General features: G+C 35.6%; 24 protein-coding genes and 2 pseudogenes. 11 read left to right on the top strand and 15 right to left on the bottom strand.

Annotation, left to right across the window (positions count from 1 at the left end; all coding sequences use genetic code 11):
• Positions 1-362 precede the first annotated feature (362 nt).
• Complete coding sequence (locus AC1Q8M_RS02655; RefSeq protein WP_098855617.1) at positions 363-935, bottom strand: hypothetical protein; 573 nt, start codon at positions 933-935, stop codon at positions 363-365.
• A 97-nt stretch (positions 936-1,032) separates the two neighbouring features.
• Positions 1,033-2,781, bottom strand: coding sequence for a DEAD/DEAH box helicase family protein (locus tag AC1Q8M_RS02650; protein ID WP_098855618.1), 1,749 nt, complete (start codon positions 2,779-2,781; stop codon positions 1,033-1,035).
• A 253-nt stretch (positions 2,782-3,034) separates the two neighbouring features.
• On the opposite strand from AC1Q8M_RS02650, the gene AC1Q8M_RS02645 reads away from it, so the two are divergent.
• The 4 genes and pseudogenes from AC1Q8M_RS02645 to AC1Q8M_RS02630 form a co-directional block, all read left to right on the top strand.
• Entirely contained in the window at positions 3,035-3,280 is a 246-nt protein-coding gene (locus tag AC1Q8M_RS02645; protein ID WP_098431287.1) for a hypothetical protein, read from the top strand.
• A 223-nt stretch (positions 3,281-3,503) separates the two neighbouring features.
• Complete coding sequence (locus AC1Q8M_RS02640; protein ID WP_098855619.1) at positions 3,504-3,752, top strand: hypothetical protein; 249 nt, start codon at positions 3,504-3,506, stop codon at positions 3,750-3,752.
• A 34-nt stretch (positions 3,753-3,786) separates the two neighbouring features.
• Complete coding sequence (locus AC1Q8M_RS02635; RefSeq protein WP_098431286.1) at positions 3,787-3,966, top strand: hypothetical protein; 180 nt, start codon at positions 3,787-3,789, stop codon at positions 3,964-3,966.
• A gap of 3 nt (positions 3,967-3,969) precedes the next feature.
• Positions 3,970-4,167, top strand: a pseudogene (locus AC1Q8M_RS02630) (hypothetical protein); the annotation flags it as partial.
• Between the two features lie 488 nt (positions 4,168-4,655).
• Here AC1Q8M_RS02630 and AC1Q8M_RS02625 read toward each other — a convergent pair.
• From AC1Q8M_RS02625 to AC1Q8M_RS02615, 3 genes are read right to left on the bottom strand one after another with little or no spacing between them, the layout of a single operon-like run.
• Positions 4,656-4,889, bottom strand: a complete 234-nt coding sequence (locus tag AC1Q8M_RS02625; RefSeq protein ID WP_098431284.1) for a DUF7662 domain-containing protein — start codon at positions 4,887-4,889, stop codon at positions 4,656-4,658.
• Between the two features lie 2 nt (positions 4,890-4,891).
• Positions 4,892-5,614 (bottom strand): hypothetical protein, encoded by a 723-nt coding sequence (locus AC1Q8M_RS02620; protein WP_098855620.1) that lies wholly within the window; start codon positions 5,612-5,614, stop codon positions 4,892-4,894.
• A 25-nt stretch (positions 5,615-5,639) separates the two neighbouring features.
• Complete coding sequence (locus AC1Q8M_RS02615; RefSeq protein WP_098431282.1) at positions 5,640-6,392, bottom strand: hypothetical protein; 753 nt, start codon at positions 6,390-6,392, stop codon at positions 5,640-5,642.
• A 185-nt stretch (positions 6,393-6,577) separates the two neighbouring features.
• On the opposite strand from AC1Q8M_RS02615, the gene AC1Q8M_RS02610 reads away from it, so the two are divergent.
• On the top strand, positions 6,578-7,864 hold the full coding sequence (locus tag AC1Q8M_RS02610) for a hypothetical protein (RefSeq protein ID WP_098855621.1): 1,287 nt from the start codon (positions 6,578-6,580) through the stop codon (positions 7,862-7,864).
• Between the two features lie 298 nt (positions 7,865-8,162).
• Here AC1Q8M_RS02610 and AC1Q8M_RS02605 read toward each other — a convergent pair whose 3' ends face one another.
• The 6 genes and pseudogenes from AC1Q8M_RS02605 to AC1Q8M_RS02580 all read right to left on the bottom strand — a co-directional run bounded on the left by AC1Q8M_RS02605 (position 8,163) and on the right by AC1Q8M_RS02580 (position 10,484).
• Positions 8,163-8,759, bottom strand: a complete 597-nt coding sequence (locus AC1Q8M_RS02605; protein WP_001169482.1) for a DUF4878 domain-containing protein — start codon at positions 8,757-8,759, stop codon at positions 8,163-8,165.
• A gap of 159 nt (positions 8,760-8,918) precedes the next feature.
• Positions 8,919-9,172, bottom strand: a pseudogene (locus tag AC1Q8M_RS02600) (hypothetical protein).
• 16 nt (positions 9,173-9,188) lie between these two features.
• Positions 9,189-9,551 (bottom strand): hypothetical protein, encoded by a 363-nt coding sequence (locus AC1Q8M_RS02595; RefSeq protein WP_097822204.1) that lies wholly within the window; start codon positions 9,549-9,551, stop codon positions 9,189-9,191.
• 132 nt (positions 9,552-9,683) lie between these two features.
• Entirely contained in the window at positions 9,684-9,866 is a 183-nt protein-coding gene (locus AC1Q8M_RS02590; RefSeq protein ID WP_001178302.1) for a DUF3976 domain-containing protein, read from the bottom strand.
• 28 nt (positions 9,867-9,894) lie between these two features.
• Positions 9,895-10,272: a hypothetical protein gene (locus AC1Q8M_RS02585; protein WP_001109901.1), complete on the bottom strand. Its 378-nt coding sequence runs from the start codon at positions 10,270-10,272 to the stop codon at positions 9,895-9,897.
• A gap of 2 nt (positions 10,273-10,274) precedes the next feature.
• On the bottom strand, positions 10,275-10,484 hold the full coding sequence (locus AC1Q8M_RS02580) for a helix-turn-helix transcriptional regulator (RefSeq protein WP_097822203.1): 210 nt from the start codon (positions 10,482-10,484) through the stop codon (positions 10,275-10,277).
• Between the two features lie 823 nt (positions 10,485-11,307).
• Between AC1Q8M_RS02580 and odhA the strand changes: the two genes are divergently transcribed.
• The 5 genes from odhA to AC1Q8M_RS02555 all read left to right on the top strand — a co-directional run bounded on the left by odhA (position 11,308) and on the right by AC1Q8M_RS02555 (position 21,114).
• Positions 11,308-14,175: a 2-oxoglutarate dehydrogenase E1 component gene (odhA, locus tag AC1Q8M_RS02575; protein ID WP_098662072.1), complete on the top strand. Its 2,868-nt coding sequence runs from the start codon at positions 11,308-11,310 to the stop codon at positions 14,173-14,175.
• A gap of 133 nt (positions 14,176-14,308) precedes the next feature.
• Entirely contained in the window at positions 14,309-15,568 is a 1,260-nt protein-coding gene (gene odhB / locus AC1Q8M_RS02570; RefSeq protein ID WP_000569893.1) for a 2-oxoglutarate dehydrogenase complex dihydrolipoyllysine-residue succinyltransferase, read from the top strand.
• Positions 15,569-15,691: 123 nt separating this feature from the next.
• Entirely contained in the window at positions 15,692-17,611 is a 1,920-nt protein-coding gene (locus AC1Q8M_RS02565; RefSeq protein WP_097822201.1) for a putative thiazole-containing bacteriocin maturation protein, read from the top strand.
• On the top strand, positions 17,608-19,557 hold the full coding sequence (locus AC1Q8M_RS02560) for a TOMM precursor leader peptide-binding protein (protein ID WP_000615603.1): 1,950 nt from the start codon (positions 17,608-17,610) through the stop codon (positions 19,555-19,557). The genes AC1Q8M_RS02565 and AC1Q8M_RS02560 overlap by 4 nt, the downstream gene beginning before the upstream one ends.
• A gap of 15 nt (positions 19,558-19,572) precedes the next feature.
• Positions 19,573-21,114 carry a SagB family peptide dehydrogenase gene (locus tag AC1Q8M_RS02555; RefSeq protein WP_071714536.1) on the top strand — a complete coding sequence of 514 codons (1,542 nt, stop codon included), beginning with the start codon at positions 19,573-19,575 and terminating at the stop codon, positions 21,112-21,114.
• A gap of 30 nt (positions 21,115-21,144) precedes the next feature.
• Here AC1Q8M_RS02555 and AC1Q8M_RS02550 read toward each other — a convergent pair whose 3' ends face one another.
• The 3 genes from AC1Q8M_RS02550 to AC1Q8M_RS02540 all read right to left on the bottom strand — a co-directional run bounded on the left by AC1Q8M_RS02550 (position 21,145) and on the right by AC1Q8M_RS02540 (position 23,776).
• Positions 21,145-21,555: a DUF3908 family protein gene (locus AC1Q8M_RS02550; protein WP_000996808.1), complete on the bottom strand. Its 411-nt coding sequence runs from the start codon at positions 21,553-21,555 to the stop codon at positions 21,145-21,147.
• Between the two features lie 297 nt (positions 21,556-21,852).
• Positions 21,853-22,341 carry a GNAT family N-acetyltransferase gene (locus AC1Q8M_RS02545; RefSeq protein ID WP_098855622.1) on the bottom strand — a complete coding sequence of 163 codons (489 nt, stop codon included), beginning with the start codon at positions 22,339-22,341 and terminating at the stop codon, positions 21,853-21,855.
• A 100-nt stretch (positions 22,342-22,441) separates the two neighbouring features.
• Positions 22,442-23,776 carry a CoA-disulfide reductase gene (locus tag AC1Q8M_RS02540; protein ID WP_001110233.1) on the bottom strand — a complete coding sequence of 445 codons (1,335 nt, stop codon included), beginning with the start codon at positions 23,774-23,776 and terminating at the stop codon, positions 22,442-22,444.
• A gap of 200 nt (positions 23,777-23,976) precedes the next feature.
• Here AC1Q8M_RS02540 and AC1Q8M_RS02535 point away from each other — a divergent pair, with 200 nt between their 5' ends.
• The gene (locus AC1Q8M_RS02535; RefSeq protein ID WP_000332398.1) at positions 23,977-24,405 is read left to right on the top strand and encodes a hypothetical protein; all 429 of its coding nucleotides are present in this window, start codon (positions 23,977-23,979) and stop codon (positions 24,403-24,405) included.
• 39 nt (positions 24,406-24,444) lie between these two features.
• Here AC1Q8M_RS02535 and AC1Q8M_RS02530 read toward each other — a convergent pair whose 3' ends face one another.
• Positions 24,445-25,680, bottom strand: a complete 1,236-nt coding sequence (locus tag AC1Q8M_RS02530) for a TcaA 3rd/4th domain-containing protein (RefSeq protein ID WP_098855623.1) — start codon at positions 25,678-25,680, stop codon at positions 24,445-24,447.
• Between the last annotated feature and the right edge of the window lie 11 nt (positions 25,681-25,691).

Below are 25,691 nucleotides of genomic sequence, written 5' to 3'. Positions count from 1 at the left end.
TTAAAATTTTCGTTAAAAACGTGCAATTTTCTATAGATTTTTGCATAAAAAACGCATAAAAATGACATAAAAATCGCATGTTTTTTATCCAAGTTGGGGATAGAAACCCATTAGTGGTGCGGTTCTACGCAATTTTTCACATCTAAAAAACGTCATTTTCTCGATTTTTTTGATTAAGGGGGTCGATTTTTTAGTATTCTCCCACCCTTCTGTCCTTTCGTTCCCCTTAGTTTTTTTCTTTTTTGACAGGGGCTATTATTTGGTTTCTTTGATATATTTACATTTCCTATATTTTCCGTATTTTTGAGTTATACTATATATATACATTTCTCGAGCACACAAAAACATAGTTGTTTACTGTGCTATTTGCATTTGCATTTGCATTTGCACTCAATTAAATGCTCACATGCTTTACAATGCTTTGCTTCATATATGCTTAATATATAATATGTTTCATCTGTATATGAACCGAAGCCATAGTTACCTGCATATGTAGAATATACTTCATTCAATGTTCGGTCATCGTATTTATTCTTGATTAATCCTTGAGAGAATAGTTGCTCCTGTTTTACCTGTTGTCGTTTGATACGTCGTTTATGTGAACACTCAAATACAAGATGTTCGTAACGAGTGTTGAATATATCATTCGGATTCTTTTCATATAACAAATGTGCATAGAACACATCTACTTGATTATCCGACAGATCCTGTAAATAACCGTATTTCTTTTTTAATCGGGCAATCTTTCTACCTTGTTCAATGCGTTTGGTACGTTCACGAGCTTCTTTACTTGCTTCCTCGGACTCTTCAAACAATCGTATAATCATATAATCTTCACCAGAGTTGATATTATATTTATCTAGTATCGCAAACACTTCTGTAATTTTATTTGCCATCATTGCTTCACTCATTGCCAATTTAACGTTTTCTTCCATGATTCATTCTCCTTTTTATTACGGACAGTAAACGGACGTGCTTTTTAAAAAGTATTAATACTAGTTCAAAAAATGTCCGTCTTGTGTCCCATACGATTTATGTTCTTTCAATCGTCCAAATTGTTGTTTTTTCCTTATCAATCGTTTTACGTGTTTTGTTAACTTTAAAACCATGTTCTTCTATAAATTTGTTTATATTCGTAAAACTTGCTAATCTTTCACTCTTTTTTGATGCTCCATAGTAATAACTGATCTGCGCTTCAAAATCTCGCTTGGCTTCATTCATCAGTTGGATGCCTTCAAGAGATTCCAAGTACGGTGCTAATTCATTTGCTACACGATTGTTAAATTCTTGTTGCTTTGCATCATAAGTGCTTGACCATAACAACTTGGATAAGCGCCCGAACAATTCTTTTACTAGAGTTTGATAATTGCGTACAATGGACTTTTTCATAACAGATTTTGAAGCTCCTGTTGCATCTGTTTCTTCCACTTGGTCTTCCATTAATAGTGGAATGATATATTTTTTCTGGAATGTTAGTAATCCCACGTAATGTTCATTTTGTAAGTGGTGACGATTCAATTTTAATGCTACGATTCTTTCTTCCATTTCTTCGTCTTCATATTTCTCCAAGAACATCTTGTACACTTTCTCCAAAGTTGTTTTTTCTAATTTCTCGTCGGTGAACTCTACTTCATTCATTTCAAATTCCACCTTAGTTGAATATCGGAATTTATCAATCATATCATCGTGATAATTTTTGTATTTGAAACAAATTTCGATTGCATCAGTCAGCCTTTTGTATGTGTTGCTTAAAACGGGTTTCTTTTCAGTCGTGAACCAAACTGTTAATCTGTCGTTCTCGTCATCTACGTCAAAACGCTTACGACCTATCATCTGTTGTAATTGCACATGGTCGAATTGATTCAGAAGGATGATATGTTTTAAGTCCTTGTCCTTTAAATCAATGCCATTATCAATCGCTTTATTTGCAAGCGCTCCTTGAGTTTTGAAACGTTTGTCTTGTACCAACAATCCGATTTTATCCTGCATTTCTTCATCTTTCTGACCAGTAAATTTACCATCACGTGTTTGAATCCACATAGAATGGTAGTATTCTACGTCATATCCTTCTGTGTTTAATTGCTCGCACAATCTCTTTATCATTTTTCTGGATTTGCCGTTTTCCACAAACACTAGCCATTTTTCACCTTTAGGAATGTCCTTCAGGATTTCCTTTAATGGTTTGTTGGAGCAAATGAAGTCCATTCTGTTTTCCCAGCCAAGTTCTTTGCGGTAATCCAAGAATGTATTCAAATGGAGACTTCTGAACTTGAAATATTCGAGGATCAATTGTGGCGTTGCGGTAAACAGGATAACAGGTTTTGTTTTTGCTACTTCAATGAGTTTTAACATGATACGAACAGTTGTTAAATTCCAAGCGTCTGCAATGAAGTAATGCGATTCATCGCATATAATAACGTCTGCTTCGTCAATATCATCAATTGTTTTCTTTGTTGTTGATACCTTTTGATAACTGTTTACATCGACACTAGACGATGAGAAGATGCCCATTTTTTCATATAAATTCGTTACATCCTCTTCGGTCTTAATCCGTACCGCTGTTCTGTTAGAAAGTAACAATGAATTTGCGCTGGCGAAATCGTGATACTTTCCGCTTCCAAATCCGTACGTTTTATTTCTGAACATCGGTTTGATTAAATCCTCGATGATAAATGTTGATTTGCCTGTTCCTGTGGGTGAGGCGATTAGGCTGAAGCCTGGTTTTAAAATATCTTCCACATTTTCTTTGGTGATAACATCTGTAATGTAATTTTTTTTCATTATATATATCCTCCATCTATGGGACAGTAAACGGACAAAGTTTAGATTTCTATTAATAGTTTCTCAAACTCTTGGGCGTTTATTGTCCGTGTTGTTTAAAATTTTTTCGTTTCGTTTTTACATAACACCGCTATTATATTGAGAAGTTTTGCGATGTAAACTTAGCCACGAAATTTTTTTCGATTCTTATTTAAGAATTATTCCAAATGTATTATAATATAGAAAATGGAATAAATTAGGAGGTTGGTTGAAAATGAAAAGACAAAATGTTCATTCAGCAATAGGAGCACTGACGACTCTATTTTATGTACATCAGAACACAGAAATGGGGATTAGAACATTAGAACACTACATTGAAATGGGACTATTAAATGATAAGAGATTGCTAGCGGAAATATTCGAAGAAACAAGGAGTTGCGATTTACTTCATGTAATAAAGTTGTTTGATATGAGAGCTGCTGAACAGATAGAAGACATCTTGAAAGGTGTTAAATCCTAAGGTAGTAACTTGATTACTACCTTCAACATCGTTGCTGACGATGTTAGATTCCAAACGTGCAAACCATGCACATTAAGATTTTAGAAGTGTAAGTTATGCACCTCTGAATTTTCTGATGTGCATAACTTACACATCGAGATTTCAATAATGCAAACTTTGCATGATAAGATTTCCGACATGTAAGTTTTGCATGTCGGATTTATTTTATATAAGGAGCGATACCATGAACGACGTATACATATTACAAAAATTTGATAAACAAGAATTTGCTCGTACAGAAATTTTGGTCACTTCGGAAGCAATTGAAATACTGGGTATCAGTCGTTCACGCATGAATGCGCTATTGAAAAAAGGTCAACTAGAACCAATCAAACGGACGACAGGCGTGAATATATTTTTACGTGATGACATTATGAAAAAGAAAGAAGAACTCATTAGGAAACGCAAGCAATACCGTCCATATGATGATTGATTAAAACTATCAAATTACTAAAGGGGAATATGATATGGGAATTAAGATGATTTACAAAAAAACACTTGCTATGGATTTAATAAAAGCGGGACACGATTTGGAATATACGACACGGAATCGGAAAAATAAAAAATACCAATGTTACGCTTTTGAGGACTCAGTTGAATTGAGAAAGAGCATTGCACGAATAAATAATCAAAGTTACAAGGGATAAGCAATGAAACGGAATAAGAAAGTGTTACTATCGGAACGAATAAAGACGATCTTGTTATTTCTGTCAGTTGTAATAATGATGATGTTATTTATTTATAATGTGTGGGTCAATTTATTTGCTAAAGATGATGAGACGAGACGACAAGAGCGAGAGCGTGAAGAAAGACGGATTCAACGTGAAGAATGGTTGAAAAATATGGAGTCAAGGGTCTTGCATTATGCAAGGCCTCTTGTTATCTCAAAGGAAGCCCTAAATTTGGGTCTCCTTTTATAGCAAAAATAATTTGCAATTGGAAAGGGATCTCCGTTTTAGAGCCCCCTTGAAGGGTGTCGTGAAACACGACTCCCTTATGTTGAACACAGTCGCTATATACAGTGTATAGAATGGGTAGCGGTAAAACACCGCTTCCTTATATATATATGCGTAAACATTCATTACGCATTAAGGTTCGTAATACTGTTACGAACCCTCAAGGGTACATATACTACATGTATCCCTCAAGGATACGAACAATCTTCGTACCCTTAACTGTGAAAAAAATTCACAGTTAAAATCATGTTAACTGCGACAAAATGTCGCAATCCAATTGTAAAAAAAATTTACAGTTGAAACACCAAATGTGAATTATTTTCACATTTCAACCTGTGTTCCTGAAACGCTAGTTGGGTATGTAACCGTAAGTTACCTACCTATTTCACAAATTCCACGTATTCGCCTAATGCCACATTATCTACTTTCCATTGAGCATTTAACCAAGCATTCGCCTGTACATGTGTTTTATCATCTGACCACCATGCTTTATGCGTAGATGCAGATTTCGGTAGTTTGTCGGATATAATCGCTTCAATTTCTTCGAAACGTAATCTGATATGATTTCCTTCATGTTTGCTTAAATAATCGCTTAATGGTGCATATTTGCTCATGATTACACTTCCTCCTTTTCTAACGTTTGCAACATAATATTTTTTAAATTATCAACGCTTTCTAAATTGACAACACATTCTTTTATATCACCAAGATGTAATTCTAACGAATCACCTTCTACAGGGTGCGAAGTTATAATTCGATATTCTCTTTGTGATTTAAAATAATTTTCCTTGTAAAAAAATGCTTTTGTAATATCGTTTTCATATTCTTCTTCTGTTAACGGATAACCTTTGTATCTATCGAAATAATTAACAAAACCACGTTTGGCACCTATATCAGCGGTTTCAAAAGCATCTTTTACTTTATCAAAAAATGTATCTTCATCTGAAATTAATACAGGCACTCTACCTTCAAAATCTTTTTTTAATTCTTCTATTAACTCATCTTTTATTTTTTGTTCGCTCTCATTGATATTTTCCATATCATCTAAAGTGATCGCTGTAAAGCAAGTTAATTGCAATTGACGAACGTTTTCATATCTTGATGTGGAAAAACCTCGAGTAATATTCAATTTGTGTTTTTCCTCCCCATCACCAATACTTATGTAAATTTCATGTGTTTGCGGATTGAATGGAGAAAAGAATGAGCCTTCATGCTTATCGCCTATTCCTTTATTTCCTCGTTTTTCTTCTTCGTCTATAAAGTAACCTGCATTTTTAAAATACAACATACCATCTAAAAACTGTTGAACATGCTCAGGTCTAAAAAATTTAATTAACATTACCGTGCCCCTTTTTCTTTCCGATTTATTCCATAGTTTCTATGCTATATCGGAACCCAATTTGGAATTTCCCTTTTTTTATTGTCCCAAGATTATATGCGATATCTCTAATATTCCCAACATCTAATAATTTGTCGTTATCTTGAGGCGTTTTAAGAATATAACGAAATTCTTTTTGGAATTCAAAGAATTTACGTTTATAAAGGAGCGTTCTTACAGGATTTGATTCTGCTTCTTCTCGAGATAAAGGGTGACATTCAGTTTCGTCATCATAATATGCAACTCGTCCACGCATCCATCCAAGTTTTTCTTTTTTACAAGTTGCATCCATTCTTTCAATAAATTCATCCATATTTGTAATAAGAATTAAATCCCTACCAGCAAATTGTTCTGATAGTTTTCTTTCGACTTCTGGTTTCAGAGTTAATATACTTTGTTCTTCATTTACAATGAAATCATTTTTTACAGAAAGCATTACAAAACAACATATAGGGCAATGTTTTAATTCACTACTTGTTTGACGAAAAACACATCTATTATAAGTAAAAGGTATTTCTATTCCATCTTCGGTAATAAAAGATAACTTGTCCTTTTTCGGATCCAACACACGACTCCATACGCCTTCCCTTTTATCACCAATACCTTTATCAATTTGTTTTTCTTCTAAATCTATAAAATAACTATTCCTTGCAAAATAAAAATTCCCATCTAATATACTTTCTGCAAATTGACTTTCTACACATTTTAGCAATACAAAAGCATCTCTATTTTCAGTCAAATAACACTCCTCCTATGTATAAATATCTAATTTATTCCATTATATCACACCAAAAGGAATGTATGTTCTGTATTGTTGTGTATTTAATTTACATATAAAGAAATATTATGGTGAAAATGACATGAGATATGTAATAGAATAATACGTAAAGATATTTGCATATTAAAAAGGAATGAGTGTTAAAAATGAGATTAAGATTTTCAGATTGGTTAGATAATCAAGAAATAGAAGATGAGGCGAAAGATTTATTCAGTGAAAGTGTAAAATGCTACAAAGCTTCAGCATATCGTGCGGCTCTTCTTTTTTCATTTTTGGGTTTTCAAACTGTAATTAAACATCGAATGTTATTATCAAAGACGCCAGAAAAGTATGAAGATCAAGAATGGAGCAACATTCAAATACAATTACAAAATGATGAAACGTGGGAAAAGCATGTTATAGAATCCATAAAGGCAAAGAAAAAACCAGTTTTTAAAGTATCTAACGATTTATACGAACAATATTTTTATTGGAAAAATAGAAGGAATGATTGTGCACATGCTAAAGGAAATGCCATAGATTATCCACATGTAGAGAGTTTCTGGTTATTCATAGAATCTAATTTATCAAAATTTGTGGTTAATGGCGGAAAAGCACATGTCATTGAACAAATTATAAATTATTTAAATCCATCTATTACTCCAAGTGGAACAGATGTTGGACCGATTATAAAACAAGTTCCTTTTGCTATAGAACTAATTGAATATAAAGGTTTTTTAGAAGAGTTATTAAAAATAACATATGGATCAAAAAAACGTTTTGCATTCATGGATACTCCTGAGATTTTAGTGTGGTCAGAACTCTTTACATTACCAGAAGAAAGAAATAGAATCCTTATCGATTTCTTAAAGGATAATCGTAGATTTACCTATTTCCTCTTGAGAGAAAAACCTAATCTTATTCAGCATTTCCATAAAGAACCTGGATATGTAAGAAGCTTATGGAAAGAAGATTTTGCAATTGCGGTAGATTATAAGATATTTATAATGATGATTCAAAATAACTTAATTCCAAAAGAACAATTAGATGAATTATTTTTGCACATGTTTAATAATATTCCATCAGACATATTTGGTGAAGATCAATTTTTAAAAGAAGAATTCCCAAAAATGTATTTGAAGGATAAAGGATTCTTTGATAGCTTTTACAAACATGCTTTTAAGGAAAGAGAAATAAAGCACGATTTTAATTGGGGTAATAGGAATAAAGATTTGGTATTATATTACCTTGATAATTTTGAACTTGATGACACGATAGTAAAAGCTTTAAATAGCGCTTTAAACTCTGTATATTCTCCTAGACATTTGAAAGAAGTTTTAATAGGTTTTTATAAAACAAATAAAAAAATATGGGATAACTATAAAAGTATTTGCGATGATTTAGGAGAAACAACCCCGGATTGTCTAGCGCAAATTTCTTTTGAATCTGAATAAAATATTTTATTTTGTACATGCTCATCATCTTAATTGATGATGGGCGTATTTTTTTAGTTTCTTCTTAAATATTGTTGTTAAAATCCCTTGTAGGGTGTCAATCAAATATGTATAATTGTGTTAATAGAGTTATCGGAAAAGTTGAGTTATCAACAATTATACATATAATAATACCCCCATATTCACCCTCAAACCTTGACAGGGTGGAGGTCGTGAGTTCGAGCCTCTCCGGGGTCATAAACAAGAGACACCATATCAACCTTCTACGTGATATGGTGTCTCTTGTTATCTAATTCAATCACTTTCCACCAAACATCTTCTCCAAAGACTTCGCATTGGCAAACAATACTTCTTTCAAGTTATCGTCAGCAACGATTTTATAGTCGCCATCTTTGTCTTTCTTTAAGTTCAATGTAACTTCGCGAGTTGCCATTGCTGCATCTTTATCTGCTAAGTTTTTGACGATAGTTGATGTCATTGTTTTTTCGATTGCTTTTTCAGATTGTTCTTTGTCTTCACTAAAGGCACTAGCGAACGCCATTGGCATAACTTCTCCCACTGCTTTTGTTACAGCAACGGATAGATCTGCAGATGTAATTTTCACTTTCACTTCTGCTTTGTCATCCTTTTTCGATACTTCTTCTAGCTTTTCAAATTTAAAGTTTTTCGTAATTGCACTCAGCATTGCTTTTGCCTCAGCATCATCTGTTTTTTCATTTAGTTTATTAAATTCCTTGTCACTCTCAACAAATGTACGAGCCTTTTCTACATCACCTTTTTGTATCGCTGTTAAAAATTCTTCTGTAGTATCTTTCGGATTTGCACACCCTGCTAAAACACCTGCTGTTAATCCCACTACCATCATTAATAGCAATAATTTCTTTATCTTTTGCACGTTCATTCTCCTCTTATCTTTTCTAGTAAGTCAGCATCATACAATATTATGAAACTGACATTACAAACATTTTTTAGTATAGCATTTATATGATTAATTTTCTATTAATTCCCAAAAATATAAAGAGCCTTGCAGCATTCCTACAAGGTCCCTCTTCTATCAATCTGTATCCGTAGCACAAATGAACCACATTTTCTGCTCCCTACTACCCGCTACCATCCACACACTCCAATCAAAAATCATAAGTGACAGCCAACATATATTAATAGCAGCAAATAATAAATATAAAATGAAATCTCTCTTTTGTAGTCCCCCTCTATTCATTACAATGTAAATTGCACCGATAGGAGACAAAATAAAGCAAAGGAAAAAGTTTTTCTTAACACCCACGGATACGAAGTTACTGTCTGCATATGAATCCCCTTTTCATCATAATACTTGCTTCAACATCGGCCTCACTACCCTATATTCATCACTATAAGTTTCCTTTATGATTAAAGGTGATTGAGGACCTTTTTCTTCCTCAATCATTGTGAATACTTCTGTTTTCTCTTGTAATGTATTAGATTCTCTATTTTTAATAGGTTTTTTACTTGTTTTAATTTTTTTTGTTACTTCACCAAGTTTTTGCCCAACTTCTTCTACTTTGGCAGGTTCATTCGTAACATAGTATTCTTGTTCGTCCCATACTAATATAGGTGGCACTTGTTCTCGTTTGTTACATATTATATAAGTAGTACTAGCTACAAGTAGTAGACAAGTTAATAAATAGAAGATAGTTTTTTTATTCATATACTACACTCCTTATCTATCATTTCATTGGATTATATAATACAAGTTATTTATAGTAAATGGATTTAATGGTGATTTTTAGGTTAAATAATAAAGAAAAACCTTACCGAAGTAAGGTTCCGTTTTTACATTCTATAGTGACTGACTTATTAAAACGATCATTACAATAATCGCTATAAACATAACAACTAAGCAGCCGATCATTTTATAAAATCCTCGTTTCGTTAACGTCCCGCCTTGAACGTCTTTACGAATAAATAAGAATACAGCTAAAAATAATACAAGCCCAATGCCAAAAGCATACATCATTTGCATATGTTAATCTTCCTTTCTCTCTTCCATCTTAATATCTTTTTGCCAAAACAACAAATGAGATAAAAACGGTACTCATCGTAAGTGCCATAAGTATATTCAATAATTCAGTAGCAGATAGTGTAAGTATTTTTAAGTTTAAGCCGATAGAGAAAAGAAGATAATATGCTGTTAATGCAAAAAAGGTTACAAACATTCCTTTATAACGAATAAGTTTCATTCGCTCGTCTTTTTCTTTAAATTGCGGGTGCAAGTAGCTTAGACAGAAACTCATAATCATCATCCCAAGCAATGGATACGTTATAGCTGGCGGTGCAGAATGCGTCATTATACCTGTTAATATCATAAACCCACTCATAAATAGAAAAATAATCCCCATAATTACAAAGTACTTTTGTGAATAATTCACCCCTATTCCCCCTCTTCTTTTTCTTCATAAATAAATACATGTTCTATCGTTGTTTGAAATGTTTTTGCTATTTCAAATGCTAGCGGAAGTGATGGATCGTATTTCCCCTTTTCAATTGAAATGATGGTTTGTCTGGAAACTCCAAGTTTCTCAGCCAACTTTTCTTGAGATAGTCCAAATTTTTTTCGGTATTCGACCATTTTATTTTCCAAGGAAATTTCTCCCTCCTCCCATATATCGAGTATATATGTAAAGTAAACTTTACGTCAAGGTTCCTTTACATTTATCCCAATCATTTTTCACTCTATTTATATAGAAGAAACTTGTTCGATTTAAGCACGTCTATTTTGTAATAAAACATGGAACACTGTATGTAATCGTTACTATATTTCCTCCTCACCTTTTTTAAAATTTAATATCTTCATATTTGTTTTATCCTTTTAAAATATTTCATTCTCTTCTTTATTAGATGAAATGTGTTATTGGTTTTACGGTGTTTTTCGTCATATTTATAGAAACTAACGGGTTATGAACCATTTTTTATGTTTAACAACTTTTTTTGTAGAAATCCTTCATTTTCCTTTCGATATTTAACACTATCGAAATAAAGTTTACGCTAAATTCATAATTTTTTATTTTTTATACTATATTCCGTTATATTGTTGTATAATATCTATGAAAGCGCTTATTATTTCAATATACATAATTCAAACTAAATTTTATCAAAACATTCTAACTATTGTTCCTATATTTAAATGCAACAATTATAGCTATTAGTGTAGGCATACCAAATATATCCACCCCATTTTTCTGTAAAATTACTTTATAAAGTGAAAGATTAACTTGGGTGATAAGTTATTGTGAATGTTTTTTTACAAAACAGATAAGTAATAGTGTTTGGTATTATGTAAATTATTGTAATAACATAAGAGTAAAGAAAACATTTACATTGATTATTGATTCATTACTTATTGAAAAAGAGCAAAATGCACCTTTGTATGGAAAAGGATTATATGCATTGGGAGGTTTAAACAAATGACGAGGAAGAATACAACGACAAACCCTTGGGCCAAGTTCCACGGTCCGAACCTTGGTTATGTTATTGAGCAGTATGATCTTTACGTAACTGGAGCAGGTTCTGTTGATCCGGAATTACAAGAGCTTTTTGAAATTTTTGGAGCTCCTTCGTTTCAAGATGATGTCGTAACAGGGGACAACACAGCAACACATTTTTCTCCTCAAAACACAGGTAACATTGAAAAAATTCTTAAAGTCGTTCAACTTGTTGAGCAGATTCGTTCTTTCGGGCACACGTTGGCTCACATTAACCCGATGGAAGATGCTGCAAATGGACAATCACTTCTTGAGAAAGCAATGAGTGAACTGAGCGATGCTGACTTGAAAGCGATTCCAGCGAAAACAGTATGGCAAGATGCACCAGAAGGTATTCACACTGCACTTGATGTAATTCATAGATTAAAAGACGTTTATACAAAATCTTTAGCTTATGAATTTTCTCATATACAAGATAGTGAAGAACGCGCGTGGTTGCATCAAATGGTGGAATCAAATTCATTGCGTCAACCACTATCAAATAAAAAACGAACTGCTCTTTTAAAACGTTTAACAGCTGTTGAAGGTTTCGAGCAATTCTTGCATAAAACATTCGTTGGGCAAAAACGTTTCTCTATCGAGGGCGTTGATATGCTTGTACCTGTTTTAGATGAAATTGTTCTAGAAGGTGCTAAGAACGGCGTAGAGGATGTCATGATTGGTATGGCTCACCGCGGTCGTCTAAGCGTACTTGCTCACGTATTAGAAAAACCATATAGTCACATGTTTGCTGAGTTCAAACATGCAAAAATAGAAGGCGCAGTAGCCAATTCTGGCTGGACTGGCGACGTAAAATACCACTTAGGTAGAGAACAAGTCGTTAGTAACGAAGAAGTTAGCACTCGCGTGACACTAGCAAATAACCCGAGTCATCTTGAGTTCGTGAATCCTGTAGTCGAAGGTTTCGCACGTGCTGCTCAAGAGAATCGTAAAAAATCTGGTCTTCCAGATCAAGACACTTCAAAATCATTCGTAATTTTAGTTCATGGTGATGCTGCATTCCCTGGTCAAGGTATTGTATCTGAAACGTTGAACTTAAGCAGATTGAACGCGTATCAAACAGGCGGAACGATTCATGTTATCGCAAACAATGCAGTTGGTTTCACGACTGATAGCTATGATTCTCGTTCTACGAAATATTCAAGTGACCTTGCAAAAGGTTTCGATATTCCGATTGTTCACGTGAACGCTGATGATCCAGAAGCTTGTCTTGCAGCTGCTAACCTTGCGATTCAATATCGCATGTTGTTCCAAAAAGACTTCTTAATCGATTTAATCGGTTACCGTCGATATGGTCATAACGAAATGGATGACCCAGCGGTTACGCAACCACAAGTGTACAAAAAAATTAAAAACCACCCTACTGTAAGAGCAATTTACGCAGATCAATTACAAGCTGCTGGTGTTCTAAATGCAGATGAGGTTGAAACAATTACACAGTTTATACAAGAGCAATTAAAATCCGATTATGCACAAGTACCACCAGCTGATACGAGCGATGCAACAATTCACGTTAAAGTGCCAAATGTTGTTGCAAAAGGTATTCAACCAATCGATACTGGTATTGAACTTGACTCACTTCGTGCAATTAACGAAGGTCTACTATCTTGGCCAGAAGGATTTAACGTATATCCAAAAGTGAAGAAAATTCTTGAGCGCCGTAAAGATGCTCTTGAAGAAAACGGTAAAATTGAATGGGCACTTGCTGAATCGTTAGCATTCGCTTCTATTTTACAAGAAGGTACGCCAATTCGTTTAACTGGTCAAGATTCACAGCGTGGTACATTCGCACACCGTCATATCGTACTGCACGATACAGAAACAAATGAAACATATTCACCGTTACATCGCTTACCAAACATTAATGCATCGTTCTCTGTTCATAACAGTCCGTTATCAGAGGCTGCTGTTGTTGGTTACGAATATGGTTATAACGTATTTGCTCCAGAAACTCTTGTTATGTGGGAAGCGCAATATGGTGACTTCTCAAATACTGCGCAAGCATTATTTGATCAATATGTTTCAGCCGGAAGAGCAAAATGGGGTCAAAAATCTGGTTTAGTTCTTCTATTACCACACGGTTATGAAGGTCAAGGACCAGAGCACTCTAGTGCACGTCCAGAGCGTTTCTTACAGTTAGCTGCTGAGAATAACTGGACAGTTGCAAACTTAACGAGCGCGGCACAATACTTCCATATCCTGCGTCGTCAAGCATCTATCTTAGGAACAGAAGCTGTTCGACCATTAGTACTGATGACACCGAAGAGCTTATTACGTCACCCACTTACGCTTTCAACTGCTAGTCAGTTAAGCGAAGGACGTTTCCAACCTGCTTTAGAACAAGAAAACCTTGGCATGAAACCAAATAAAGTAAAACGTCTTGTTTTAAGTACAGGTAAAATGGCGATTGACTTAGCAGCAGAAATCGAGTCTGGTAAACACGAGTACAGCTTAGACGAAGTTCATGTCGTTCGTATTGAGCAATTGTACCCATTCCCTGCTGAGAAAGTTCAATCTATTATTAAACGCTTTAAAAACTTAGAAGAAATCATTTGGGTTCAAGAAGAACCTCGTAATATGGGCGCATGGCATTACATGGCTCCAATTCTGTTCGAACTTGCTGGAGATAAAGTGAAAACAGGTTACATTGGACGTCCTGATCGCTCTAGTCCATCTGGCGGCGATCCATTCGCTCACAAAGCTGAGCAAGAACTAATTGTTGCACATGCTTTAGATGTGAAGTATAACTTCCGTCAAGATAAACAAGAAATTGAAGTTTACAGCAACTAAAAAGTAACAATGAAGGTTTCTAGCTTGTTCCTTGGGCAGAATATCTGCCCAAGGCCAGGCTAACAAATGGAGATTACCGAAGACAAAAGAAGAAAAAACACACCGTTAGGCAAATAAGGGGAGGACATTTAAAATGATCGAAATTAAAGTACCTGAGCTTGCAGAATCTATTACCGAAGGAACTATTTCACAATGGCTTATCAACGTAGGCGACAAAGTTGAGAAAGGTGGCAGCGTTGTTGAGCTTGAAACTGATAAAGTCAATGTAGAAATCATTGCAGAAGATTCAGGTATTGTATCGAAGTTACTAGGCGAACCTGGGGATACAGTTGAAGTTGGCGCAACTATCGCAATTTTAGATGCTAATGGAGCACCAGTTGCAGTAAGTACACCTGCTCCAGCTGCTGAGCAACCAAAACAAGAAACAGCTGAAGCACCGAAAGCTGCGGCTCCAAATGCTGAACAAACTACGGGTCTACAAGGCTTACCAAATACGAACCGTCCTATCGCATCACCAGCTGCTAGAAAAATGGCTCGTGAATTAGGAATCGACTTAAACGACGTACGTAGCACAGATCCACTTGGACGCGTGAGACCACATGATGTACAAGCTCATGCTGCAGCACCAAAAGAAGCACCAGCTGCTCCAAAGAGCCCAGCTCCTGCTCCAGTTGCAAAAACTGAATTCGAAAAACCAGTTGAGCGCGTGAAAATGTCCCGCCGCCGTCAAACAATTGCAAAACGTCTTGTAGAAGTTCAACAAACATCTGCAATGTTAACAACATTTAACGAAGTTGATATGAGCGCGATCATGGAATTACGTAAAGAACGCAAAGATGCTTTCGAGAAAAAACATGATGTACGTCTTGGCTTCATGTCATTCTTCACAAAAGCAGTTGTTGCAGCATTAAAACAATTCCCATTATTAAATGCTGAAATTCAAGGTGACGAGCTTATCATCAAAAAATTCTATGATATCGGTATTGCAGTAGCAGCTCCAGATGGATTAGTTGTTCCAGTTGTACGCGATGCTAACCAATTAAACTTCGCTGAAATCGAAAGTGAAATTCGTAATTTAGGTATGAAAGCACGCGATAACAAACTTTCATTAAAAGAACTACAAGGTGGTACATTTACAATTACAAACGGTGGTGTATTCGGTTCTCTAATGTCAACACCAATCCTAAATAGCCCTCAAGTTGGTATTTTAGGAATGCATAAAATCCAAGTACGCCCAGTTGCAATTGATAACGAGCGTATGGAAAACCGCCCAATGATGTACATTGCTTTATCTTACGATCACCGTATTGTTGATGGTAAAGAAGCAGTTAGCTTCCTTGTTGCTGTTAAAGATATGCTTGAAGATCCAAAATCATTATTATTAGAAGGTTGATAGATTAAAATCTATTAAAGGCTGTAGAATAAATCATTCTACAGCCTTTTTTTATTGTGTTCATACGGGACAAATTTCATGACATAAAGTAATAATGTATGCCTAAACGTAAGGAGGATTAAAATGAATAACCTTCCAATTCATGCAAAACTTAAAGTAAATAAGGATACTTTTTTCCTCCCCGATTCAAATGGGGGTGTCTATTTTCGAAATAACGCCAGTTCATTTCGCATGGACGGTGATGGAATTTATGACTGGATTGAAAAATTAATGCCAATGTTTAACGGTAATTATTCTTTAGCAGAAATAACTGATGGTCTCCCTCTCCCCTATCAAAATCGTGTATTTGAAATTGGAGAGGTTTTATATGAAAATGGTTTCGTTCGCGATGCAAATCAAGATGCACCTCATGAATTAAACAGTACATTACTCGACAGATATGCTTCACAAATTGAATTTTTAGAAGCTGATTCTCATTCTGGTGCTTTAAAATTTGAAACGTACCGCGGAGCAAATGTCCTTGTACTTGGCTCCGGAGATATGCTTACTTCCTTAGTTTCTTCTTTGTTAGAATCTGGTTTACCTACATTTCATTACCTTGTTACAGATCGGGATGAAACAAACTATGACAGAATACATGAGCTAATAGAACGTGCATATGAAGTTGATAACAGTGTACTCATTCAAGAAATCGATACTACAATTGACCGTCCCTTGCATGAAGTATTCGAACCTTTTGATTGGATTTTATATGTTTCCCAAAACGGAGACATTGACGGTTTAAAAACAGTTCACACTATTTGTAGAGAAACGAAAAAGAATTTCATACCAGCTATTTGTTTATCAACACTCGGTATAGCTGGACCTGTCGTAACAGAAAATCGTGATGAATGCTGGGAATCCGCATGGCATCGGCTACATGAAACGACTTTGCAAAATGAAAATTCATCGGATTCCTTCTCACCAATTACATCTGCAATGTTAACAAATGTAATCGTTTTTGAATTGTTTAAACATGTCGCGGATGATTCATATCGTGAAAAAGAATCACAATTCTTTTTATTAAACTATGAAACACTTGAAGGAACGTGGCATCCTTTTATAAAACACCCTCTTGCAGCTGATGAAAGTTTTACAATTGATACGATAGAAAATCTTTCTGAAAAACTTGAGCATCGGTCCAACCAACATACTTCAACTGATGTATTCCGATTTTTTGACTCATTAACTTCTAAAGAAGCCGGTATATTCCATGTATGGGATGAACAAGATTCATATCAATTACCGTTATCACAGTGCTATATTCAAGTAGCCACTCCACTATCAGATGGCCCAGCTCCCCTTCTGCCTCTTATGACTCGCAGTGGATTGACTCATAATGAAGCACGCCGAGAAGCTGGTTTAACAGGAATTGAAACATATGTAGCAGAAATCATTCACCGCCTTATTCCTGAACATAATGATATCGGTATCGGTGCTGGAGAAACGATGACAGAAGGATTTTACCGGGCACTACAACAACATTTAAATAATAAATTGTATGAGCGGCAGTCACATATGCTAGAAGAACTTACAACGATTGATTTAACTGATATTCACGATAAACATTGTAGATTTTATTACGATGCCCTCGCTACAATTCATGAAACACCTAAAATCGCAATGAGTGAAGAGATTCTCAGTTTTCCAGTCGTTTGGGTTGGTATAAATGATAGATGGTACGGTGCATCTAATATTAATATGACGTTAGCGTTACGAAACGCACTACAACTATCACTCTTTCACATTCAAAATGAAGAAATTCCTTACAGAGCTAATATTTTGTATGACTCATCTATTATTTTATATGACACTGATTCTCTTAGAGTGGAAATACAACCAGAAGAAGAAATTCCAAGCGTACAATCTTTACAACTCGCCTTACAACATTTAGAAGAACATAATTTTTATCCTTTCGTGTTTGATTTAGCAATCGAACCCTTTTTGAAAGAAAACTTAGACGGTGTGTATGGGGTATTAATTGCAAAGGAGGACGGTTTATGATTCAAAATATATTGCTTATAGGAGATGGCCTTCTTGCAGACTATGTACATGATCAATTATGCAAACAATATTCCATCATTCGTCAGCATACCCTTACAGAAGAACTTCCTGAAAATATTCATCTTGCTCTCGTATTACATGATGGATCTCCTTCTACTATTCATCATGATGCTGAGCTAATTTTTCGGTCAAATCATATTCCGTGGCTACGTGGTTTTACTTCATTTGGCGAAGGTATTATCGGTCCTTACATTCATCCTCTTACGCCCGGATGTTCCCATTGTTCTGATGGACGCCGTTTTATCGCTGGCTTTGATCAAAAAGAAATGTGGGAACTACAGCGGAAATATGCCTTTAAAGCAGATAATGTAACGAGGCGTGATGTACGTGCCACCCAAAATGGAATGTTACAAATGTGCCATCTTATTTGCGCAGAAACAGAAAAAATATTAACTCATAACCATTCTTCTTTAGAAAATGAACTTATTTTACTCAACTTACAAACATTACAATGTACGCGGCATTCTTTTCTTCCAGATCCTCTCTGTCCTGTATGTAGTAATTTACCTGATGATACTGCGGATGCGGCGGAAGTTTCTTTACAACCGAGTTTAAAAGTAAGCACCGAAACGTATCGCTGCCGTTCCATTCATGAATTAAACACATTTTTAACGAGAGACTATTTAGATTATCGGGTCGGTATGTTGAACGGCAAAATGCAGCATTCTTTATTACCATTCGCTGACGTCATTATAAACATGCCATTAATGTTCGGAAATGAAGGTGTTGCAGGCCGAACTCATTCATTTGTAGTGAGTGAAGCAACTGCTATTTTAGAAGGTTTAGAACGATATTGCGGTATGTCGCCTCGCGGGAAGAAGACAAATGTGCATGGTAGTTTTCATGATTTAGAGGAACATGCACTAAATCCCCTTACACTCGGTGTACATACAAATGAACATTACAATCGTGATAATTTTCCATTCAAGCCGTTTGATCCTGATTATGAGCAAAACTGGGTATGGGGATATTCTTTATCACAAGACAGACCGCTTTTAGTTCCTGAATCAATTGCTTATTATAGCCTCGGTCATCGAGATGCTTTCGTGTATGAAACATCAAATGGATGTGCAATTGGCGGTAGTTTAGAAGAAGCGATTTTTCACGGTATTTTAGAAATTGTAGAGCGTGATGCCTTCTTACTCACTTGGTATGCCGAATTACCTCTTCCCCGCCTTGATCTGAGTTCAGCAAATGATACAGAATTACAATTAATGATTCAGCGGTTACGTACGATTACCGGATATGAATTACACGCTTTTAATGCGACGATGGAACACGGCATCCCGAGCTTATGGGTAATTGCAAAAAATACACGTGAAAATGGAATGAACGTTGTTTGTGCGGGAGGCGCTCATTTAGATCCTATTCGAGCTTTAAAAAGTGCCATTCAAGAAATAGCAGGCATGTTACTTATAACAGACGATGAGCTCGAGCACAAAAGAGAATACTACGAAAAGTGCTTACAAGATCCTTATTTTGTTAATAAAATGGAAGACCATAGTATGCTGTATGGATTGAAAGAAACGGAAGAACGTCTTCACTTCCTTTTACGAGAAGATGCACCGGTGCAAACGTTCCAAGAAATGAATGTATCACAATCATTTGATATGGATTTAACTTCCGATCTCCACCAACTTTTAGATCGTTTGCATCAATCTGACCTTGAAGTAATCGTTGTAGATCAAACTGTTCCCCTTATAGAAAAGAACGGACTACACTGTGTAAAAGTCATTATTCCAGGCATGCTACCGATGACGTTCGGTCACCATCTCACTCGGGTTACAGGACTGGACCGGGTATATACTGTACCAATGACACTTGGATATACAGACGAACCTTTAACGAATGAAAGATTAAATCCACATCCACATCCGTTTCCATAGTAAAGGAGGGATTTCATGCAGCTAGATACTTTTCTACATCATCTCCATTTCTCTATTGATGAAATTATGCCGAATCATGAGGTGGACTGGAAAGACGCACCGCTTCCTTATAAATTATATCGAAATGTACCTACCATCCCGCTCTCCTTAGAAATCCCGTTATCTTTATCGAACTCTTCTACTACACCTACTCTAAATGAGATTGGTCACTACCTTTGGTATTCATTTGGTGTAACACAATTATGTCAGCTAAATAGCGAGAGAAATGTATTACGCAGATCCATTCCTTCAGGCGGTGCTTTATATCCGAATGAATTGTATATCTATTTAAAGATTGACGATTATCCAGACGGCATTTACCATTATGACGCCGCGCATCACCGACTTATTTTACTTCGCGAAGGAAATTTCGATTCTTATTTAGCAGACGCACTCGGTAATCGCTGTAATATACATGATTGTTTCGGTGCCGCATTCGTATCCACTATGTTTTGGAAAAACTTCTTTAAATACAATAACTTTTCATATCGCCTTCAAGGATTAGATAGCGGGGTTCTCATTGGACAATTACTAGAATGTGCAAAACAGTTCGGTTATACGAACGGCGTATACTTTCAATTTCTAGACCGTGCACTGAACCATTTACTCGGATTGTCAGAAGGTGAAGAAAGTGTGTATGCCGTTATTCCTTTAAGTACAGAGCCAGAAACTAATTGGTTTCACAATGATTACCGTGAAAATAAAACAGTTACTTCTCATGAGTTGTTGCAACAAATTCCGCCGTTAGCACATGAACATTTCGTTCGCTCAAAACATGTAAATGAACATCCGATGATAACAAAAATAAATGAAGCTTCTATGATTGAATCGACAGAACACTTCCAAACACTACATCATGAAGAGCACTATCAACATAATACGTACGCTGTACAGCTACCGAAAGTAGAACGGTTATCGTATGATTTCCTACAACTTTGTAAAAAACGATATTCTCCTGATGCGGACTTTATTTTAACGAAATGGGATGCAGCTGAGCTCGCTACTTTACTACAAGAAGCAAGCCTCTCCTTCCCCTATTACAACGACCTTGATGGTAAGTATGTAAATGAAAATGCGCGCGTCTCCTTATATGGATGTTTTTATAACGTGAAAAATATTGAAAACGGGGCTTACGCTTATAACAGTAAAACACATTCCATACAACCAATTCGATATGGAGACCTTCGCTACCCACTTCAGTCTAGTATGACGATGGATAACGTAAACCTTTTTCAAGTACCACTTTGCTTACATGTAGTCGGAAAGAAAGATTATTATACAAATGCATTAGGCTATAGAGGGTACCGTATTCATCAAATGGAAGCAGGTATACTCGTTCATAAACTCGTTTTTGCATCGACCGCGATGGGGATGGGCGGGCATCCTTTACTTAGTTTTGATACAAATTCATGTGATCAATTGTACGGAATAGATGCTGGAAATGAAACATCTCTTATTCAAGTTCCAGTTGGGGCATATCGGGCGCGGAATTGGTTAAAAGGGGCTTTGCATAGTTAAAAGCACGCCGATGAACGGCGTGCTTTTTTACTAGATTAACTTAAAAATACTCTTAATTTGTCTAGCAAATAACCAATTTTTCGTACCGTAGTTATCATTTAAACTATCTAAATTAATAGATTGTCCGTTAGCAAACTTTAATTCTAACGTTGTATTTTTGTCATTTGTTTTTAAATTACTATTTGTAATATCATCATACTTTAATTTTTCAATCTCAATATATTCGTCTTTTTCTTGTCCGATCACGACATGGTCTTGGAAGAAGAAAAATACTTCTACTTTTTTACCGAAACAAAATACATTTTTCGTATAAATTAATGTCGCGTTATCAAGTCCGACACATACTTCTTTCATTTCTTCCACAACGTGTCCAAAGTCTTCTTCATGTCTTGTATTTGATTCAACAATCCATTCTTCGATTGTTTTCATATTAATTGCCATACTGCGCCCCCTGGTTCGTTCATTGCTTCGTTTAAAAAATAAATACTATATGAAAATATAAGCGATTAGTAATATGTTTTCAAGGGGGAACGGTATATTCAAAATAAAGTGAAACTTTAATCAATAGGGGTCTTCATCCCCACTGATTATTAGTTGAACCAATCGGGCTTTTATGGGCAGTTGATCCCCCCACCTAACTTCTTTGCTTTCGCTGGATTTTGAGGTGGGGGTCTTACTGTCCGCAAATAGCGGGATAAAGTTAAATTTCAAAGTAATATAAAAGGAAAACCAATTTCATTAAATTTTAAACGTTTGAACGAGACATTCTTCATCATCAATTAACTGCTCTCTCTCATCAAATTCAATGTTCAGTTTTTTATATACTTTCTTCCAAAACGACACTGCTGGTACATTTTTTAGAAGTTCGATAACGAAATATTGTCCTCTTTTCTCTTCTAGTAAATTCTCAACAGCTTGTTTACCGATTCCTTTTCCTTTATATTGATTCAATATGAAAATATCATTAATACCAAAATCATTTTCCTTCTTCAAAAACGGACGTTCCAGTAGTAATAAGAATCCTACAATACTATGATCAACTTTTATAAAATACGGCGTGATTCCGTCATTTTTCCAAACCATATGCAAATCTTCGTATTCAAAAAATCCGTTCGCTCCGATAGTTATATTCATAGTGAACTTAGAAAGGTCATGAAGATATAAAGCGTACAAATTACGTAATATTTCTTTTTCTGATTCTTGAACCTTTTGAAGTGCTACAATCATAAAAAAACTCCCCTTCCTCATATGTAACTATTTCCCGATCCTCTTCATTCGACAAAAATGATAATTCCCCTTTAACAAAAAAATAGCACTTTAAAAAGTGCTATTCTGCTCTCCTTGCCGCTTGCTGAATTGGGTCCCACACGCTGTTATATGGTGGTGCATAACTTAAATCGACATCTTCTAAATCATGAATGCTCATTTTATTGAAAAGTGCCATCGCGATCACATCAATACGTTTATCTACGCCTTCTTCTCCAATTACTTGCCCGCCCAATAATTGTTTCGTATCGGAGCGATATAGTAATTTCAAGTAAAGTGGTTTTGCATTTGGATAATAGCCCGCCATATTTGTAGAATCTACTTTGACCGTTTTATACGGAATGTGTAGCCCTTTTGCTTCTTTTTCATTTAACCCTGTTCTTGCGAGTGTCAAATCCATAAATTTAATAATGCCTGTGCCTAACGTACCTTTAAAAGCTCTTCGTTTATCAAGCATATTCAGTCCAGCAAGTCGCCCTTGCTTATTGGCAGTCGTTCCGAGCGGGATATGATCATGAATTTCCTTTATAACGTGGTAATGTGTTGCGCAATCACCAGCTGCATATACGTCTTGCACATTTGTTTGCATATATGCATTTATTTCGATTGCTCCTTTATGATTCTTACGTATATTTGTCCCTTCAAGAAAATCAGTATTTGGCTTCACTCCAACCGACACTAAAACAAGATCTGCTTTATACGTACCTTTATCCGTTTCGATTGCTTCTACTCGTTCATTTCCTTTAAATGCTTTTACATTTTCATTCGTTAAAATTTCAATATTGTGTTTATCTGCTTCTTTATGTATATATTCAGCCATATCTGCATCATAAATCGTACCGATATGATCATTTCGCTCAATCATTCTTACTTTCTTACCAAGTTCGACGAATGTTTCTGCCATCTCCAGTCCAATCGCACCGCCGCCAATAATGGTTACATCTTCAACTTTATTCGTTTCTAACGTTTTTAATATGCGCTCAGCATCCGGAATTGTTTTTAAAAGATGAACGCCTTGTAATTCCCTTCCTTCCCATTCTGGCATAACAGGACGTACTCCAGTCGCAATTAATAATCGATCATATGGAAATTCAAAGACATCCTTCGTCTTCGTATGCTCTGCGTACACCATTTTCTTTTCCGTATCTACTTTCGTTACTTCATGACGCACTTTCGCATCAATTCCATATTTCTCACGAAACGTCTTTACGTTGCGCGCGATTAACTTTTCAGTTGAAGCGATAGCACCACTAATGACATACGGTAATCCACACTGAGCGTATGAATAAATTTCACCTTTTTCTAAAGTTACAACATTTGCATTTTCATCGTTTCTAACAATTTGCATAGCTGCACTCATACCAGCTGCATCTCCGCCAATAATGACATAGTTCACTTTACCACTCCTTCTTTTTTACATACTCTTTACGTTTTCCATATTTTATAGAAATAACACCTACTTCCATTGTAAAGAAAGAGAATTTCATCTTCAAATTTGGTGCACAAACTTATGTATGAATAGGTAACTGTCGTGTCTTATAAACAACATGTTTAATATGCTATAACAGTAACCAATTGAAAGTAGGTGAAATATACATGTGCGCTGGTCTTCTCGCTCAGTTTCCAGAGGAACCGAAAGAACCAAAACCCGCCTTGTCGCTTGATCAAGAATTTTCTATTAACGCAACCATTTATAGTGCTCGTGCTTGGTTATCTAATGATGAAACTTTTCCACAAACGATTTGGAAAGGCTCTCACTTTGCTTCAGCATCACACGCTGGCAAGTCCATCTTACCAATCGGTACTGTAAAAATTTTGAACTTATCTGATGATACAATAACAGTTACTGCATCATCAGAATCAGATGATACTCTCAAAATAGTCGTACCCCCTCATTCTGAAGGTGTTTTAACATCTAACGCATTATCTGACGTGCAAGCAAGTACATCAGGAGGAGCAAGTAAAGTCACATTCCTCTTTCATATCTTTTTCTCAAGGGATCCTGGTTCAGATAAAAAACCATAAAAAAGGTACAGTTATGCACTGTACCTTTTTCCATGTGTTCTATTCTCTTGATTTAATCAGTTCAATATTATAAGTTTCGATATCTGTTAACTTTCCTTTAAAATAAGGATTTTCTCTATACCAAGACTGTGTTGCAAAATACGCTTGCATATCTTTCGTTTGAAAAATATGTCCATGCCTTGCATATATTTCATTTCTAGCAATTTTCAACTGTTCTTTCGATAAATAGGTTAAATCTGTGCTCGTTAATTTTCGAATATCACTATCAGGAAAGATGAAACCATTATATACATACCCAGTCGTAGGTGGCGGGGTAACATTATAAACAACTGTTTTTTCTGTACTTTTGGTTTGGAATGGAAGATTATAAGACGAAAGTGCCGTTACCGTCTCTACTTTTGTCGTTTCCCGTCCATTTTCTCCATTTCGTTCTAAATAAATTTTCGCGCTTCCATCAGTCGCTACAGGCCCCCATGTAATTTCTTCTCCTGCGAGCGCTGTAACTGGTTTTTGATTTACGTACAATGTTGCACCAGGCGCGTTCGTTTGAACTGTAATATATTGACCTTGCAACGTTAAATCTATCGTTACGTTATTTTGGCTTTGTTTCATAAGTACAACCTTTTCCTCACGTGATAGTTTTACATAGTCATTTTTATATTCTGATTGAAACACTTGATTTCCCGGAAGAAATGGCCCATATTGCTTCTCAAACTTTTTGTCATCTGTCTTATCAATTTCTTTTCCGTTCATTTTTAACGATACGCCTTTTTCATTTGTAAGCAAAGTTGTATAGTACGTCTTCGCTTTCAATTTATACCGATCAAATATAAAGAAATACTTTCCGTCTTTCGTTAATGAAAAATCAGCTCTTTCTATTCCGTCCCGTTGTTTTTCACCTTGTCTCAAATATCCTTTTAATTCATTTACGTAAGATGGATTTTCTTTTATATATGAAAATAGAGGCGTTAAACTCTCTCTCGTTATCATAACCGACGGATCATCTGCCGTAACGATCTCAGCTAATTTCTCTCCGTCCCGCTCTTGTAAAATCGTAATCATCCGGTCTACTTGTGCCACCTGTGTATAATACGATGATCCGTACAAATACAATCCAATAATCGCTATAACAAATAGTGCTAACAGTGTAATGCCAACTTTTGTACCACTGCTCATGTTCTTCTTTACTACAGGACTTCCCCTCTTCATCCCGCAGTTTTGACAAAATTGTACACCATCTTCAAACTGAACTCCGCACTTTGTACATACATTCATTCAGTCAACCA

This window comes from Bacillus sp. GW823-FHT06A10 (genome assembly GCF_058795375.1).
The sequence above is the reverse complement of the archived record's forward strand: the minus strand, read 5'-3'. Positions and strand labels throughout refer to the sequence as shown.